Below are 16,251 nucleotides of genomic sequence, written 5' to 3'. Positions count from 1 at the left end.
CCGCTCGCGTTTTGCGAACGCCATGGCGCGTCGCGTTCATCGCGCCTTGCCGGCAGGCGCGATGGCCGCCGGCGCGCCGGCATCAGCGGTTCGCGGCACGCGCCAGAACCGCGCCGCCAGCGCGGCCACGAGCAGCTGCGTCGCGACCACGAACGCGACGCAGCCGGCCCAGCCCCAGCGGTGCCAGCCCGGTATCGGCAGCAGCGAGCCGAGGCTGCCGCCGAGGTAGTAGCACGACAGGTAGAGGCCGATCGCGGTGGAGCGGGCGGCCGGCGCGGCCTGCGAGATGAACGCGTTGGCGCAGGCCTGCTCGACGAACACGGCGGTGGAGCCGAGCGCGAGCCCGATCAGGATCACGACGATCTGGTCTGACAGCGTCAGCAGCGCGCCGATGACGGCGAGCCCGGCGGCGCCGAGCGCGAGTTCGCGCGGCCCGCGGCGGCCCGCCATGCGTCCCGCGAGCGGCGTGACCACCACCGCCACCAGGAACACCGCGTAGATCGCGCCGATCCCGAGGGTCGTGAAGCGGAACGGCGAGCCGGCGAGGCGCAGCCCGACGAACGTGAAGGTGGCGACCTGCGAGGCCAGCACGCAGGCGCCGAGCGCGAACGACGCGAGCAGCGGGGGCCGCGTGACGTGCCGCCATGGGCGCGACGCGGCGGCGCCGGGCGCGCGCGGCGGCGTGGCGGCGGGCAGCCAGGCGTGGATCGCGAGGCCGGCGGCGAGGCACAGCGGCGCGACCACGTCGAGCGCGTGGCGCCAGCCCAGCAGCCCGGTCAGCGAATTCGTGACGAAGCGGCCGGCGAAGCCGCCGAGCGTGGTGCCGGCCACGAACAGCGCGCCGATCTCGGTGGCCGTGGCGGCGCTGAACAGCTCGCCGAGGTAGGCGATCGAGATCGCGAAGATGAACGGCACCAGCGCGCCGGCCGCGAAGCGCGCGGCCAGGAACGCGCCGAAGCCGCCCGCGTGCGCGCAGCCGAGCGCCGGCAGCGCGACCGCGATCGCGGCCCAGGCGATCACGCGGCGGCGCGCGAAGCGCGCGCTCAGCGTGCCGGCGAACGGAGCGATAATGGCGACGGCCAGCGTGGTCGCGCTCACGCCCTGGCCGGCCCGTTCGGCGCTCACGGCGAAGGCCGCCGCCAGCTCGCGCAGGATGCCCTGCGTCGAATAGAGATTCAGGAAGGCCGCGAAGCCGCACAGGAAAAACGCGGCGCGAATCGTCGTCTTGTCGCGCTTGTCGCTCATGGAAACGGAACGTCTCGTCAGGTCCAGCCGACAGTCTGATGACGGCGCGCGGCGCGCGCCAATACCGTTTTCGTCGCCGTTGATACCGGAACCACAACAATGCTCGACCTGCGCCGACTCCGTTACTTCGTCACCGTCGCCGACGAGCTGCATTTCGGCCGCGCGGCGCTGCGCCTGCGCATCGCGCAGCCGCCGCTCACGCGCCATATCGCGGCGCTCGAAAGCGAGCTCGGGATTCGCCTGTTCGAACGCTCGACGCGCGCGGTACAGCTCACGCGCGAGGGCGCGCTGTTCCTCGAGCGCGCGCGCGCCGTGGTCGAGGCGGCGAGCGAGGCCGAGGCCGCCGCGCGCAAGCTCGCGCAGGGCATGATCGGGCGCATCGTGATCGGCTACGCGAGTTCGATTCCGATGTCGGATGCGTTCTCGAACCTGGTGCGCGACGCCGGCGACGCGATGCCCGAGATCGAACTGGTGTTTCGCGAGGTGCCGACCACGCATCAACGGCAGCAGATTGCGGACGGGACGCTGGACTTCGCTTTTGGGTGGGCCATGGCGACGGGGCGGGGCTGGCTGGCTGATCCGGCCGACGAGCCGATTCGTTCGCGGGTGGTGTCGCGCGAGCCGCTGGTGGCCGCGGTGCCGGCGCACGGCACGCATGCTCGCCAGGACGCGCTCGCGTTCGAGACGCTGGCGGATGAAACCTTCGTCACGTTCGTGGCGGAATACGGCTCCGCGCTGAACGCGGCGCTCGATACGCTGGCCGAGCGCGCCGGCTTCACGCCGCGCGGTGTTCCCACCGCCTCGCAGATCACCACGCTGGTGTCGCTGGTGGCCGCCGGGCGCGGCATCGCGATCGTGCCGAGCTTCGCCGCCGCGCTGCGGCGCCCCGGCGTCGCCTACGTGCCGCTCGCGGCGCCGCATGTGATCGAACAGACGGTGACGTGGCGCGAACCCTGTGCGTCCGGTTGCGTCGCGCGCTTCGTCGAACTCGTGAAGGCGGTTGAGCGGGAGCGGGTCGATAGCCCGGCTGCGGGCACGGCGACGAAGCGGTCCGGCCGTCGGGTGAGCCGGTAGGCGAATCGGCTGGTTTTTGCGTCGAGACCGGCGCTTGCCGTATGCCGCCGGGCGAAGCCGTGATGCGGTGCGCCGCGTCCCGCGCTTCCCGGCCGCCTATCGTTCGGACTCCTCAAGCGAAGCACGAATCCACGCGGCAAACGCATCCATCGTCGCGAGCGTGCGCGCCGGCATATGGCGGTCGCGCGGATAGAGGATCGCGATCTCGGGCGCCGGCGTTTCCCAGCGCGTCAGCAGCCGTTCGAGGCGTCCGGCGCGCAGTTCGGGCGCCGCGATGAAGTCGAGGCTCTGCACGATGCCGGCGCCGGCCACCGCGAGTTGCAGCCGCGCGTCGGCGTCGGCGACGCCGGCCACCGACGGCAGCGCGTGTTCGGCCGGCTGCCCGTCGGCGTCGAACTCCCATTCGAGCGACTCGCCGGGGCGCGGCAGCAGGAAGTCGATCAGGCGGTGTTTCGCCAGGTCGTCGGGCGTGGCGGGGCGGCCCATGCGCGCCAGGTAGGCGGGCGAGGCCACCGTCACGCGGCGCGGCCGGCCGAGCGGCCGGTGGACCAGATCCTGATCCTCCAGGCCGCCGATGCGGATCGCGAAATCGATGCCGTCGCGCACGAAGTCGCCGCGCTGGTCGCTCATCCTCAGTTCGAGGCGGATGCCCGGATACTGCTCGAACCATGGCGGCAGGCGCGGCACCAGGATCGCGCGCGCGATCGACACGTTCGCGTCGACGCGCACGCGGCCCGCCAGCGCGTCGCGCGAGCCCGACAGCGACGCCTCCACCTCGTCGAGCTCGTCGATCACGCGGCGGCACACCTCGAAGTAGCGCGCGCCGGCCTCGGTCGGCGCCAGCGCGCGCGTGGTGCGCGCGAGCAGGCGCACGCCGAGCGTCGCCTCGAGCCGCGCGATGCGCTCGGTCGCGTTCGAGGCCGACATGCCGAGCGCGCGCGCGGCCTTGCCGAACGAGCCGGTCTCGACGATCCGGACATAGAGGCGCATCGCGGCCAGTTGGTCGACTCTCATCGGGCGGAATTCGGTTCGGGCGAAAAATAAACGGGATTGTACGGGCGGTTTCGAAGTGGATGCGCAGTCGCTCGGGCACCCGCGCGTCGAGCGCGAGCGCCGCGACGGCGGCCACGTGCGCGGCGGCCGTCGGCGGCCCGGATCCGCCGCCGGGAGCGGGCCGTGAAAACGTGCCGTGGCGAATGTCGGGCTCGTGTAGCGAATCGGGCGTCGCGAGTCGCTCGCAGGCGGGCGGCACGTCGGCGGTTTGGTCGTCCATGTCGATTGTCCGGTTCCGATGGGCATGCCCCTGGGCCATTCCAGCTTGGGCGAGCGCGCCCGGAACCGACAGGCGGCCGCCTGCGGCTGCGCATGCTATTCGCTCCAACCGAAAAAAGTATTCGGATTCTGCGGTCTAGGCGAGCGATGCCGCCTTGCTTATCGTTCGGTTCGGATCAACGACGAATCAGGAGAGCAGGGATGGATTACACGGTTTTCGGACGTTCCGGGCTGCGCGTGTCGCGCCTCACGCTGGGCGCGATGACGTTCGGCGCGGGCGAGGGGATCTGGGCGTCGATCGCGGGGCTGGACCGGCAGCAGGCCGGGCGGCTGGTCGGCCTCGCCGCCGAGCGCGGCGTGAACCTGATCGACACCGCCGACGCGTATTCACAAGGCCGCTCCGAGCAGGTGGTCGGCCAGGTGCTGGCCGATCTCGGGCTCGACGAGAGCCGCATGCTGGTGGCGACCAAGGTGCGCCTGCGCACCGGGCCGGGACCGAACCAGGTCGGGCTCGGCCGCTCGCACATCCTGCGCAGCGTCGAGACCAGCCTCGCGCGGCTCGGCCGCGATCACATCGACCTGCTGCAGCTGCACGATCGCGACGTGCTCACGCCGCTCGACGAGACGCTGCGCGCGCTCGACGATCTCGTCACGCAGGGCAAGGTCCGGCACGTGGGCGTCTGCAACTTCAGCGCGGCCGAACTCGAACGCGCCCGCGCGATCACCTCGCGCGCGCACTGGGTGCCGGTGACGAGCAACCAGGTCCACTATTCGCTCGCCATGCGCGACGTCGAGCACGAGATCGTGCCGGTCGCGCGGGAGCATCGCGTCGCGCTGATGGTGTGGAGCCCGCTATCGGGCGGCTACCTGACGGGCAAGTACACGGCGCTGAACGGCAGCCCGGCGCAGGGACGACGCGCGACGCTGAACTTTCCGCCGGTCGATCCGGCGCTCGTCGATCCGGTCGTCCACGAACTGCGTGCCGTGGCCGACGAACTCGGCGCCACGCCGGCACAGGTCGCGCTGGCCTGGCTGCTCGCGCGCGATTACGTGAGTAGCGTGATCGTCGGCGCCAGCTCGGAGGCGCAACTCGAGGCGAACCTCGGCGCGGGCGAACTGCGCCTCGCGGCGGCGCATCGCGAGCGGCTCGATCGCGTGTCGGCGTCGCGCGTGCCGTATCCGCAATGGATGCAGCAGTTCCATGACAAGGATCGGGTGTAATCTCGCCCGGCGTTCGAACGCAACGGGCCGTGCATGCCGCGCGGCCCGCTTTTTCCAGGGAGCGAGACATGGTGTCAATCGCAGGTTTTCGCCGCCGCATCGGGCGCTTCGCCGTGAGCACGGTGGTGGTCGCGGCAGCCGCAGTGTCGGTGCCGGGCATGGCTCACGCGCAGGGCGCGGGCACGCCGTCCGTCGGCAGTGCAAGCGCGACGCCCGACAACGCGGTGCTGCTGACGGTGTTCCTCAAGCACGACCAGTCGCGGCCGTTGAGCGAGCTGAACGCGCAGCTGGCGAAGCAGGGCTTCTACAAGGCGTTTCCGCCGCCCGGCGTCGAGGTGGTGAGCTGGTACGTGATGATGGGCATCGGCCAGGTGGTGACGCTGCGCCTGCCGGCCTCGCGCGTGCGCGAGGTGAATCGCGTGCTGGAGGACACCGCATGGGGCGCGTATCGCACCGAGTTCTATCCGACTTATGACTACAAGGCGATCGGGCTCGGCGAGCGGGAGAACAAGGGGCGTTGAGGGCGGCGCGGCGGCGCGCCGGACGCCGTGATGCAGCTGGCGCACGCGGGTCGTATTGCGTCGCTTGCTCGCGCGTGGCGGCCGCGGATGGCCTGGGCGCGTGCCTCGCGTGCCGTCACGCCGGCTCGCCGACCCACACCGCCTCGATCCCCCGAAGCTCGCTCTCCACGGCCGGCGCGCCTTGCGTCAGATGCGCGACGAGATCGAGCGTGGTCGAGGCGCGCGTCAGCATCAGGCAGGTGGCCTCGCGCTCGCTCACGCGCGTCGCGTGCCAGATGCCGGGCCGCATGCAGATGCCTTCGCCCACCGGCAGCGCGAACGCGCGCAGCGTGGCGAGGTCGGGCGCGCCGCTCGCGTCGCTGCGCGCCACCAGATGCACGACCGGGCCGGTCAGCGGCACGATCGCCTGCTGCGTCACGCGATGCAGTTCGAGCGAGCTCACGCGCCGCTCGCGATTGCGGTAGACCACCCACAGCACCTCGGGCTCGCCGCCCGCGCCGGTCTCGAACAGATGCTCGCGCCAGAAATCGGAGGCGGGGCTGACGAAGGCCGGCGTCGCGCCGCCGGCCTGCACCGGCTTGCCGAGCTTCCAGCCGTAGGGTTCGAAGCGGGCCGCGTCGAGCGGTTCGATCGCGACGGTGCGCGTGGGCGGGGCGGACGATGTCATGGTGGGGTTCGCGGGGTTGGGCAGGAGTGACGAATGGCGGCCGGCGCCCACGTGGGAGTGCCGGCCGCGACGGGTACTTTACCTCGCGCGGCCCGGCTCGGCTGGATCGCCGTGACGCCGTCCGGCCTGGGGTGATCAACCCGGCGCTCGACCCAACCCAACCCAACCCAACTCAACTCAACCCAACTCAACTCAACTCAACTCAACTCAACGCTTCGAACCCGCCAGCTGCTGGCGCCGCCGCTCGCTCCACAGATCGAACATCCAGCCTGGATATTCGGTCGGCAGCCGGCTCACCGCGTCGATCGCGTCGAGCTCGCCGGCGTCGAGCGCCACGTCCACGGCGCCGAGGTTGTCGTCGAGCTGGTCCATCCGTTTCGCGCCGACGATCACGCTCGACACGGCCTTCTGGTGCAGCAGCCACGCGAGCGCGATCTGCGCGACCGAGGCGCCGTGCGCCTCGGCGATGCCGCGCATCACGTCGATCGCGTCGTGGGCGCGTGCCTCGTCCACGGGCGGAATCGACAGCGTCGAACGGCGGCTGCCGGCCGGCGCCTCGCCGCCGCGCGGCTGCTTGCCGCTCAGCAGGCCGCCCGCGAGCGGGCTCCACACCAGCAGCCCCACGCCCTCGCTTTCGAGCAGCGGCACGAGTTCGCGTTCGAGATCGCGCCCGGCCACCGAGTAATAGGCCTGCAGCGAATCGAAGCGCGCGAGGCCGAGCCGCGCCGAGACGCCGAGCGCCTTCGCGATCTGCCAGGCGGCCCAGTTCGACACGCCGACGTAGCGCACGTGGCCCTGGCGCACCAGGTCGTCGAGCGCGCGCAGCGTTTCCTCGACCGGCGTGGCCGGATCGAAGCCGTGGATCTGGTAGAGGTCGATGTGATCGACGCCGAGCCGGCGCAGGCTCTGCCGCACCGCGTCGTGGACGTGCGCGCGCGAGGCGCCGGCCTCGTTCGGCCCCGCGCCCATCGGGCCGAACGCCTTCGAGGCGATCAGATAGCGTTCGCGCGGCACGCCGAGGCCGCGCAGCGCCTCGCCGAGCAGGCGCTCGGACTGGCCGAGCGCGTAGATGTCGGCGGTGTCGAACAGGTTGACGCCGGCATCGAGCGCGCGCGCGACGAGTTCGGTGGCCTGCGGCTGGTCGAGGCCGCCGAGCGTGGGGTAACTCTCGTTGACGCCGAACGTCATCGCGCCGAGGCTGAGTTCCGACACGAACAGGCCCGAGGTGCCGAGACGGTTGTATTTCATGCTGAGTGCTCCGGGGTTCGGGCCGGCGCGCCGATGCGGCGGCGTGCCGGCCGGGGTGGGCGGCGCCCGCGCGAAACGACGCGTTCGCACGGGTTCGATGCACGCATGGTGCGCCGCCGGCCGGATGGCCCGTTAGCCCGTTTCTCTCCAACTCTTGCCTGATTCGCTCGGCGTCGGCGGCGCGGCCGGCGTGAACAGGGGGACGCCGCGGCGTCCCCCCGTGATCGGGCGAGGGAAGACCTCGTGCCCGCGTGCCTGCCGCGCCCTCGCGCCGCCCGGGCCTCAGTGGGTGGGCGCCGGCCCCGCGCCGACCGGTGTGCGGAACAGCACGTAGGGCTTGCGGCGCAGGTCCTGGCCGCCGTGGAAGCCGGCCTGCCGCGCGAGCTGGTTCGCGGTGAAGTACAGGTAGCCGTCGCCGCCCACCGACAGCGTGTCGGGCCACAGCACGCGCGGATCGTGGACGATGGTGGTCCACTGGCCGCCCGGCGCGAGCTTGCGGATCGAATCGTGTTCGTAGTCGCCGGCGTAGACCGTGCCGTTCGCGTCGGCGGCCAGCCCGTCGGAGGCGCCTTTCTCGCCGAGGTCGCGCACCGCCTTCGACAGTTCCGCCTCGCTGACGGCGGGGTCGCGCAGCAGCGCGGTCGGCACCGCGTAGAGGCGCCGGCTCGACAGCGGGCAGTAGTAGAGCGTCTTGCCGTCGGGCGAGAGCGCGATGCCGTCGGAGGCGATCGTGAGCGGCGTGGCGTGGCCGCTCGCGTCGCGCGCCATCAGCGTCTCGCCGTCGAACACGGGCGAGAACGCCGGATCGGCCGAGGTCGAGGCGTCGCCGGTGAGCCGGCGGATCGCGCTGCCGCTGTCGAGATCGACCACGATGATGCCGCCCACGCCCGACAGCGACGAATCCGTCACGTAGGCCACGCCGGCGCGGCCGACGCGGAAATCGAAGCGCATGTCGTTCACGTAGGTCCGCTCGCGCATCACGGCGGCGGGAAACACGATGGTCTTCACGATCCGGTTGGTCCGCAGGTCGATCGCCACCAGCTTGGCGCCGCCCGCGAGCGGGTTCGAGAAGTTCGGCGCGGCGGTGTCGAGCACCCAGAGGCGCCCGCGCCCGTCGGCCACCACGCTCTGCACGCTGAGGAAGCGTTCGGCCGGGCGATGCGCGTCGGCGCGATTGACCTCGGCGTCGGGATACGGCACGACGCGGCCGTCGCGCAGCTCGCCGACCGTGAACGGCACGTCGTCGCCCCAGCGCGGGAAGTTGACGAAGATCCGGCCGGTTTCGCTGACGGTCACGCCGGTGGGCATCGCGCCGTCGAAGGTGGCCACGGTCTCGAGCGTGCCGAAGCGGCGCTCGACGGCCAGCGCCGGCTCGGTGGACGCGCCGGAGGCGGTGGAGGCAACGGCCGCCGCCGTGGCCGCGATGCCGGCGGCCGGCGCCGCGAGCAGGCCGGCCGCCAGCGCGCCGGCCAGTGTCAAGGCCCGCAGGCCGTGCCGGGCGGTGCGCCCGGCGCCCTGTCCCGCCGTCGTCGAATGCGAGTGAAACACGGTGATTCTCCTTGTCGATCGAAATCGGTTGTGGGTGCGATCAGTGCGTAACCAGTGCGCAACCGGCGCGCCTGTCATGAACGCCGGACCGATTGTCCGTCGCGCAATCCTTGTCGAAAACAGGGAAAATCGGGCAGCACTTTCACTGTGGCGATGAAAATGATCCGGATCGACGACCTTGGCCTTTTTGTGCGGACGGCCGCGCTCGGCAGTTTCTCGAACGCGGCGCGCGAGGCGGGCCTGCTGCCGGGGCAGGTCAGCGCGGCGATCCAGCGGCTCGAACGCGAACTCGACATCCGCCTGTTCGCGCGCTCGACGCGCAGCCTCAAGCTGACGGCCGAGGGCGAGCAGTACCTGCCCTATGCGCACGAGGTGCTGGCCGCGCTCAGCGCGGGCCGCGACCGGCTGCACGGCGAGCGGCAGGACCTGCAGGGCACGCTGCGGATCTCGGCGCCGTCCGATCTCGGGCGCAACGCGCTGCCGGGCTGGCTGACCGCGTTTCGCGACGCGCATCCCGGGCTGGTGCTGAAGCTGTCGCTGTCCGACGAGGTGGCCGACGTGTTCCGCGACCCGGTGGACGTGGCGATCCGCTACGGGCTGGCCGACAACGCCAGCTACGTCGCGCTGCCGCTGGCGCCGCACAACCGGCGCGTGCTGGTGGCCGCGCCGGCCTATCTGGCGCGCAACGGCCGGCCGCGCACGCTCGACGCACTCGCGTCGCACCAGTGCCTGCTCTACGTGATGGGGGGCCGCGTGTACGACCGCTGGGTGTTTCCGGCCGGCGACGCGCGCCGGCTCGTGCCGGTGGACGGCGCGCTGCTCTGCAACGATGCCGACGTCGCGCGCCGCTGGGCCGTGGACGGGCACGGCATCGCCTACAAGTCGTGGCTCGACGTCCACGACGACGTGACGAGCGGGCGCCTGGAGGTGCTGCTGCCGGCGCAGCCCGGCGAGAGCGCGCCGCTGAACCTGATCTGTCCGCACCGGCGGCAGTTCTCGCCGGCGGTGCGCTACCTGCACGCGGCGCTCGGCGAACGGATCGCGCCGATGGCCGGGCGGATGTGGCGGCATGTCGGCTACGAGGAACCGGCACGGCGCGGGCCGGCGTGAGCGGGAGGGGATGGCGGGAATGCGGGAACGGGAGCGGGAACGGGAGCGGGAGCGGGAGCGGGCCGACGAGCGGCTCGATCGTGGCGGGCACGCGAAGCGGGAAAGCCGGCCCGATCGTGCGAGGTTTCGACAGGCGACCGACCGGGCGCCGGCCCGGCCGCCGATCCGTGGCGAGCACGCGGCCGGTGCCTGCGTCAGCCCCGCCGCGTCGCGCCCGCCGTGCAGATCACGCGGCCGCCCGCGCCCTCGTCAATCCGAATCGGCCAGATACGGCGAGCTGAACTTGCGCGGCGGGAACAGCGGCGTACCCGACTGCGGCGTGAAGCTGTAGCGCAGGTAGACGGCCGCGAGCCACTCGCGGTACTGGTACGCGTTGCCGAACGAGGCCATCGCGCCCACCGCCACCTGCGGCGCGAGCTGGTACTCGCCGCTCGCGTACAGCGAGTACGAGAAGCTGGTCTTGCTCTGCCCCGGGTAGGTGGCGTTCGAATCGAGCACCAGCGTCGAATTGGCGGCGATCGCGGTGTCGCGGTTGGCGGCCGCGCTGCCGTCCAGGCCCGGGTCGAGCGGGAAGTAGCGCGCCGCGTTCTGGCGATAGTGCTGCAGGCCGGCCGAGCCCTTGAGGTCGTAGGTGAACGGCCCGCTGCGGCCCGCGTATTCGAGCGGAATGTTCAGGATCACGTACTGCTGCGGGCTGAAGTAGCCGCCCTGGCCGTAGGTGAAGTACGACTGGTTCTTGTCGAAGCTCATCCAGGTGGCGTTCACGCCGGCCGTCAGCGTCTGCTGCGCGTCCTTGTAGAGGCGCGTGTAGAAGCCGCCGCCCGCCTTGCCGCCGATGTTGTTCGCGACGTGATGGCCGGCGTAGTACATCAGCTCGCCGTTCACGTAGAGGCCGTTGGTGCCGTCGTCCCAGCCGAGCGCGGCGCGCCCGCCCGACTTGGTCACGCCGCCCCATTCCTCGCCGGTGGCCGCGTCGCGCGCGCCGGCGTAGGACAGCAGGCTGTCGGTCACGGCTCGGCGCGTGACCGCGAGCGAGTACGACACCTTGTCGTTGAAGCCGCCGTTGTATTCGAGGCCGCCCACCGCGGTCTGGTAGCGGAAGCCCACGGGCGTCGAGCCCACGTCGGCCTTGATCGACTTGGTCTCGTAGCCGAGCGACACGCCCACCCCCATGGCCGTCTGCGAGCCGTAGCCGCCGGCGGGCGAGGCGGTCTGCGAAAGGCCCGAGCCGAACCGCGCGTGGGTCGGGATGTCGTCGACGCCGGTGCCCGAATCGAGCGTGACCGGGGTGGCGGTGATCACGAGGTGGCCGTTGCCGGCCTTGATGCGGCCTTCGATCGGCGCCTCGATGTCGTTGAGCGTCGAGAGCCCGTCCTCGCCCGCGCGGTTGCGGAACACCAGGCCGGCCGACACCGAGCTCGACTGCTCGCGGTTGATCGCGGCGAGTTCGTCGGCCACGCCCACCGTCTGCGGGTTCGCCGACGGCTGCGGCGGCGCGCCGGCCACGCCCGCCGCGGCGACCGCGGCCGGTGCGTAGGGCTGCGCATAGCCGGCGGGCGGCGGCGGAATGTAGTCCGGCCCCTGGGCCTGCTGCGGATACGGCGGCTGCGGGTTGTACGCCGGGTACGGCTGCGGCGCGTAGCCGTTTTGCGCATAGCCCTGCTGCTGCGGATAGCCGCCCTGCTGGTACGGCGGCGCGTAGCCCTGCTGCGGGTACGGCGCATAGCCCTGCTGCGGATAGCCCTGCTGCGGGTAGCCCTGCGCGTAAGCCGGCTGCTGCGGGTAGGCCGGCTGCTGCGCGGCGCGATTCGTCCGGGCCGGCTTGCGCGTGGTGGCGCGCTTCGCGGCGGGTTGGCGGTAGGCATCCTGCTGGGCCGCCTGCGCGGCCGGCGACATCGGCCACGGCGCCGCCGCGTAGGGCTGCTGCGCGTAGCCGGGCGGCGGATAGCCCTGCGGGGCGTAACCCTGCTGCGGGTAGCCCTGCTGCTGCGGGTAGCCCTGCGGCGCGTAAGCCGGCTGCTGATAGGCCGGCTGCTGATAAGCCTGCTGCGGGTAGCCCTGCTGCGCATACCCCTGCTGCGGATAGCCCTGCTGCGGATACCCCTGCTGCGGATAGCCTTGCGCGTAGGGCTGCGCCGGCGCGCCGGGCGCGTACTGCGAATAAGGCTGCAGCGGCCGCGCGGCCGGGCCGCCCGATTCGCCGCCGGCGGCGCTGTCCGGCCCGTAGCCGGTGCTGTCCACCGGACCGGCGGCGCCGACGGACGCGGCCGGCACCCGGTTGCCCGGGGAGACGCCGGCTGGAGCCTGGTAAGGCGCGACGTAGGGCGCGGGGTGCGCGGCGGGCAGATAGGCGGGCACGATCGGTACGGATGACGAAGGAGTGAACGACGAGGGAACGGCGGGTGCGTAGGCATTGGCGGCGGCGGTCGCGCCGGCCGAACCCGGATCGTCGGTGGCGTCGACGGCGGTGCGGCCCTCGAACGGATTGGTGCCGGGCAGCGGGTTCGCGCCGAGCGGGCGGCTCAGCGCCTCCCAGCCGCGCGGCACCTGCGCGACGGGGCCGGCGACGGTGCGCCCGGCGGGCGGCGTCGAGCCCGCCACCAGCGACTGCTTCAGGTAGCGCGCGGCCAGCGTCAGGTTGCCCTCGGCGCGATACATGCGGCCCACCGCGGCCAGCGTGCCGGGATCGTCGGGCGCGCCGGCCAGCGCGAGCTTCGCGACCTGCTCGGCATAGCGCCACTGCTTGGCGCCCGAGGCCGCGTAGAGCGTGGCCAGTTGCAGGCCGTGATCGTCGGCGCGGCGCGCCAGCGCGACCTTGTAGCAGGTCAGCGCGTTGGCGGGGTCGCCGGCCGAGGTGTAGAGCCGGCCGAGCGCGGCCTGCAGGTCGGGGTTGTCGGGCATCGCGGCGAGCCACGGCGCGATCACCGCGTAGGCGCTCGCCAGATCGCCGCTGGTGCGGACCAGGTCGGCGCGGCGCACCACGATCGCGAGATCGATGCGGTCGAGCTCGGCATGCTGCTCGGCGCTCAGCCGGGTGGCGTGCAGGCGCTGCATTTCCTCGCCGAGCAGCGCGTCCTGATGGCTCGCGAACAGCAGGTTCGCGTACTGCAGGCGCAGCCCGACGTCGGCCGGCGCGGACGCCATCGCGCCCTGCACCAGCCCCATCGCGCGGCCCGCGTCGCCGGCGGCCAGATAGGCGCCCGCGAGCTGGCCCAGCATCGCCGGGTTGCCCTGCGCGACCGGCTCGGCCGCGCGCAGCATCGCCATCGCCTGGCCGGTCTGGCCGTGCCTGATCATCTGCATCGCGAGCTCGGCCTGCTGGCCGAGCCAGAGCCGGTGCTGCAACTCGCCCATCGCGGCGGTGCGCTTGTCGGCCGGCACCCGTTCGAGCAGGCGCAGGCCGTTGCCGTAGTCGTGGGTCTGCTCGGCGAGCAGCGCGCCCGCGTACTGCGCATCGACCATGTCGGGATGCGCGGCGAGCAGGCCGTCCATCATGCTGCGCGCCGACGTCACCGCGCCCTGACGCACGTAGATGCGCGCGAGGTCGAGCCGCAGCCACGGATCGTCGGCGTCGCCGACCAGCGCTTCCTCGAACAGGCTGCGCGCGCGGCCCAGGTCGCCCTGCGCCTCGGCCGCGCGGGCCTGCGCGGCGAGCGCCGTGCCGCGCAGCCTGTCGAGGCCGCCCGCGCGCGCCTGCTGCTCGGCGGTGAGCTGGTTGGCGAACTGCAGCGCCTCGTCGCCGCGCCCCTGCGCCGCGAGCGCGCCGACCAGGCCGCGGATCGCGTCGGGGTTGTCGGCCTGGCGGCGCAGCGCCATCCGGTAGGCCTGCTCGGCGCCGCGCGGGTCGTGGTTGCCGAGCAGCAGTTCGCCGAGCATCAGCTCGCCGCTGACTTCCGACGGGTCGAGCGCGATCGCGCGCTCGAACAGCGACTTCGCCTTCGCGGGGTCGCCGTTGCTCTGCGCGCCGAGCGCCTCGCTCGTGTAGGTCCAGTAGGTCGCGCTCTTGAGCGCGTCGCGCCAGCGCGCCGGGTCGCCGGTGCGCGAGGCGCGTTCGAGATCGTCGCGGGCCTCGCGGAAATGTTCCTGCTTCAGCTCGACGATGCCGAGCCCGCCGAGCGCGTCGCCGTCGTTCGGCGCGCTGCCGAGGATCGCGGTGAAGCGCGCGCGCGCGGTGGCTAGGTCGTTGCGGTCGAGCGCGGCGAAGCCCTCGGCCACGGCGCGCCCGCGCGCGTCGTTGGCCAGGTCCTGCGCGCTGCGCTCGCTGGCGGCCTTCTCCTGCGTGACCATGCTGTCGTAGCGCGCCTTCACGGCCGGATCGTTCGGCGCGAGCTTCAGGTAGGCGTCGAACATCGGCTGGTCGGACGGCCGCGCGGCCAGCCACAGCAGCGCCTGGCGCCAGCTCTGGCGCGCCTGCTGGCCGACCTTGGCGTCGCCGGCCAGCTGCTGCAGCCGCGCGATGCCGTCGCGGCGCGTGACGTCGCGATAGGTCAGGTGCTGCGCGTAGGCGAGCGCGTAGCGCGGGTCATCGGTGTTCTCGCGCGCGAGCGCCTCGAGCCCCTTGCGCGCCTCGTCCCAGCCGTTCGGCGTGGCCGAGAGCGCCTGGTAATACTCGAGCCGCAGCTCGGGCGTGGCGGGCGCGCCGTTCATCGCCTTCTGGTACTGCTGCACGGCCGAGGCGCTCTGCCCCGACTGCGCGAGGCGGCGCGCGTCGTTGACGGTCTGGTCGCGCGGCGTGGACTGGCCGAGGCGCCGCCCCAGCTCGTCGATGCCGGGCGTGTTCGGCGCGATCTGGCGCAGCCGTTCGAGATAGGACTCGGCCTGCGCGCCGTCCTTGCGGTCGGCCATCACCATGCCCATGCCGAGCAGCGCGTCGGGCTGCCTCGCGTCGATCCCGAGCACCTTCTTCCAGGCCTGCTCGGCCAGATCGCCGCGGCCGTGCGCCTGCCAGTAGCGGCCCTGGTCGATCAGCGCCTGCAGCGCTGGATCGGCGGCCGCCGCGCGCGGCGCGTGAGAGAAGGCGCCGGCGGCCAGCGCGAGCGCCAGCAGCAGGGCGGGGGCGCGCGACGGCGCGCGCCGGGCGGGCGGAACGCGCTTCATCGGCATGCGCGGCTCCAGGCCGGCACCAGCCGGCCGCTCGGATCGAAGCGGTAGCGGCCTTCCACGGCGCCCGAGCCGAACAGGCCGAGCACGCGGTCGTAGTAGACGGGCGCCTGGCCCGGCACCTCGCCGTCCAGCGCGGTCAGGCGCGAGCGCGCCAGCGCGAGGCCGCGCGTGTCGCCGAGCGCGGCGAAGTACGGCGCGAGCGCGCCCCAGTAGCTGAGCGGGCCTTCGCCGCTGCCGGTGCCGCTGGCGACCGCGACCTTCTCGGGCGGCACGCCGGTCTGCGCGACGCGCGCGGCCATCCCGCGCACGGCGTCGAGCCACGGCTTGGCGAGCGGGTCGGCCGGATTCGCGAGGCCGGCCCACAGGTAGACGCGGATCGCGTCGTAGCTGCCGAGGTCGCCGGTCTGCGGATCGACCACCACCTGGCCCGCGCGCCACGCCGCCCAGTCGGGCGCGAAGCCGCGCGGCGAGGCGCCGGCCACCAGCTTCAGGCCGTTCCTCGCGAGCGCGCTCCACGGGCCGCCGTCGAGCTGGGTGGCGAGCCCGCGCAGCACCGGCAGCGGCAGGTAGCTCGGGTTCAGGCGCGTGACGTCGCCGTTCACGAAACCCTGCGGGCCGGGCAGCAGCATCGGGCCGAGCCCGGCGAGATCGACCACCTCGCGGCGCGCGACCTGCGCGGCGAGCGCGGTGCCGAGCGCGGTGTAGTCGGGCACGTGCCAGAGGCGCCCGGCCTCGAGCAGGTCGTAGGCGATCCAGAGGTCCGAGTCGGACGCCGAGTTCGGGTCGAGCACGCCCCACACGTCGCCCTTGCGGCCCCACAGCCAGGCGGGCAGGCGCAGATCGCGCGCGCTGAAGTGGCCGCCGGCCAGGTTCTCGCGGGTCCAGCCGAGGATGCGCTCGAAGTTGTCGCGATCGTTGGCCACCAGCGCGAAGAACAGGCCATACGACTGGCCTTCCGAGGTCGACTGCTGGGCCGCGGTGGACGCGTCGAACACGCGGCCGTCGGCCTGCACGGTGCGCGCGATGAAGGTGCGGTAGGCGCTCCAGTCGCCGCAGCGTGCGGCGGCCGGTTGCGGTTGGGACGGGGCCGGAGCCGCCGTGGCGGCGTCGGCGCGGCCGGCGGCGAGGCCGAGGCAGGCGCCGAGGCCGGCCACGCCGGCGGCCAGCGCGGCGAGCGGGCGCCGCGCGGGAGCCGGGCGGCCGGCGCCGCGCCGGAAGAGGGAACGAAGGGAACGCATCGCG

General features: G+C 73.0%; 11 protein-coding genes. 4 read left to right on the top strand and 7 right to left on the bottom strand.

Annotated elements, in window-relative coordinates; translation table 11 throughout:
* Positions 1 to 36 precede the first annotated feature (36 nt).
* Entirely contained in the window at positions 37 to 1,245 is a 1,209-nt protein-coding gene (locus bpln_RS31860) for an MFS transporter (protein ID WP_055141051.1), read from the bottom strand.
* Between the two features lie 99 nt (positions 1,246 to 1,344).
* Between bpln_RS31860 and bpln_RS31855 the strand changes: the two genes are divergently transcribed.
* Positions 1,345 to 2,319 (top strand): LysR family transcriptional regulator, encoded by a 975-nt coding sequence (locus bpln_RS31855; protein WP_055141050.1) that lies wholly within the window; start codon positions 1,345 to 1,347, stop codon positions 2,317 to 2,319.
* 96 nt (positions 2,320 to 2,415) lie between these two features.
* On the opposite strand, the gene bpln_RS31850 is transcribed toward bpln_RS31855, so the two are convergent.
* Positions 2,416 to 3,333 carry a LysR family transcriptional regulator gene (locus tag bpln_RS31850; RefSeq protein WP_052498526.1) on the bottom strand — a complete coding sequence of 306 codons (918 nt, stop codon included), beginning with the start codon at positions 3,331 to 3,333 and terminating at the stop codon, positions 2,416 to 2,418.
* 459 nt (positions 3,334 to 3,792) lie between these two features.
* Here bpln_RS31850 and bpln_RS31845 point away from each other — a divergent pair, with 459 nt between their 5' ends.
* Both bpln_RS31845 and bpln_RS31840 read left to right on the top strand, forming a co-directional pair.
* Positions 3,793 to 4,812: an aldo/keto reductase gene (locus bpln_RS31845; RefSeq protein ID WP_055141049.1), complete on the top strand. Its 1,020-nt coding sequence runs from the start codon at positions 3,793 to 3,795 to the stop codon at positions 4,810 to 4,812.
* Between the two features lie 68 nt (positions 4,813 to 4,880).
* A complete protein-coding gene (locus bpln_RS31840; RefSeq protein ID WP_042629062.1) occupies positions 4,881 to 5,333 on the top strand; it encodes a hypothetical protein in 453 nt (150 codons plus the stop codon).
* Positions 5,334 to 5,448: 115 nt separating this feature from the next.
* On the opposite strand, the gene bpln_RS31835 is transcribed toward bpln_RS31840, so the two are convergent.
* The 3 genes from bpln_RS31835 to bpln_RS31825 form a co-directional block, all read right to left on the bottom strand.
* Positions 5,449 to 6,000 (bottom strand): ureidoglycolate lyase, encoded by a 552-nt coding sequence (locus tag bpln_RS31835; RefSeq protein ID WP_055141048.1) that lies wholly within the window; start codon positions 5,998 to 6,000, stop codon positions 5,449 to 5,451.
* Positions 6,001 to 6,207: 207 nt separating this feature from the next.
* Positions 6,208 to 7,248: an aldo/keto reductase gene (locus bpln_RS31830; RefSeq protein WP_055141047.1), complete on the bottom strand. Its 1,041-nt coding sequence runs from the start codon at positions 7,246 to 7,248 to the stop codon at positions 6,208 to 6,210.
* Positions 7,249 to 7,530: 282 nt separating this feature from the next.
* Complete coding sequence (locus tag bpln_RS31825; RefSeq protein ID WP_063891380.1) at positions 7,531 to 8,727, bottom strand: L-dopachrome tautomerase-related protein; 1,197 nt, start codon at positions 8,725 to 8,727, stop codon at positions 7,531 to 7,533.
* A 228-nt stretch (positions 8,728 to 8,955) separates the two neighbouring features.
* Here bpln_RS31825 and bpln_RS31820 point away from each other — a divergent pair, with 228 nt between their 5' ends.
* Positions 8,956 to 9,906, top strand: coding sequence for a LysR family transcriptional regulator (locus bpln_RS31820; protein WP_055141046.1), 951 nt, complete (start codon positions 8,956 to 8,958; stop codon positions 9,904 to 9,906).
* Between the two features lie 249 nt (positions 9,907 to 10,155).
* On the opposite strand, the gene bpln_RS31815 is transcribed toward bpln_RS31820, so the two are convergent.
* Together bpln_RS31815 and bcsZ are read right to left on the bottom strand one after the other, a co-directional pair.
* Positions 10,156 to 15,009 carry a cellulose synthase subunit BcsC-related outer membrane protein gene (locus tag bpln_RS31815; RefSeq protein WP_055141045.1) on the bottom strand — a complete coding sequence of 1,618 codons (4,854 nt, stop codon included), beginning with the start codon at positions 15,007 to 15,009 and terminating at the stop codon, positions 10,156 to 10,158.
* Positions 15,000 to 16,247 (bottom strand): cellulose synthase complex periplasmic endoglucanase BcsZ, encoded by a 1,248-nt coding sequence (gene bcsZ / locus bpln_RS31810; protein WP_080937523.1) that lies wholly within the window; start codon positions 16,245 to 16,247, stop codon positions 15,000 to 15,002. Before bcsZ ends, bpln_RS31815 begins: the two co-directional genes overlap by 10 nt.
* Between the last annotated feature and the right edge of the window lie 4 nt (positions 16,248 to 16,251).

This window comes from Burkholderia plantarii (genome assembly GCF_001411805.1).
Lineage (GTDB): Bacteria > Pseudomonadota > Gammaproteobacteria > Burkholderiales > Burkholderiaceae > Burkholderia > Burkholderia plantarii.
Note: the sequence above shows the minus strand (reverse complement) of the source record. Positions and strands in the feature narration are given on the sequence as shown.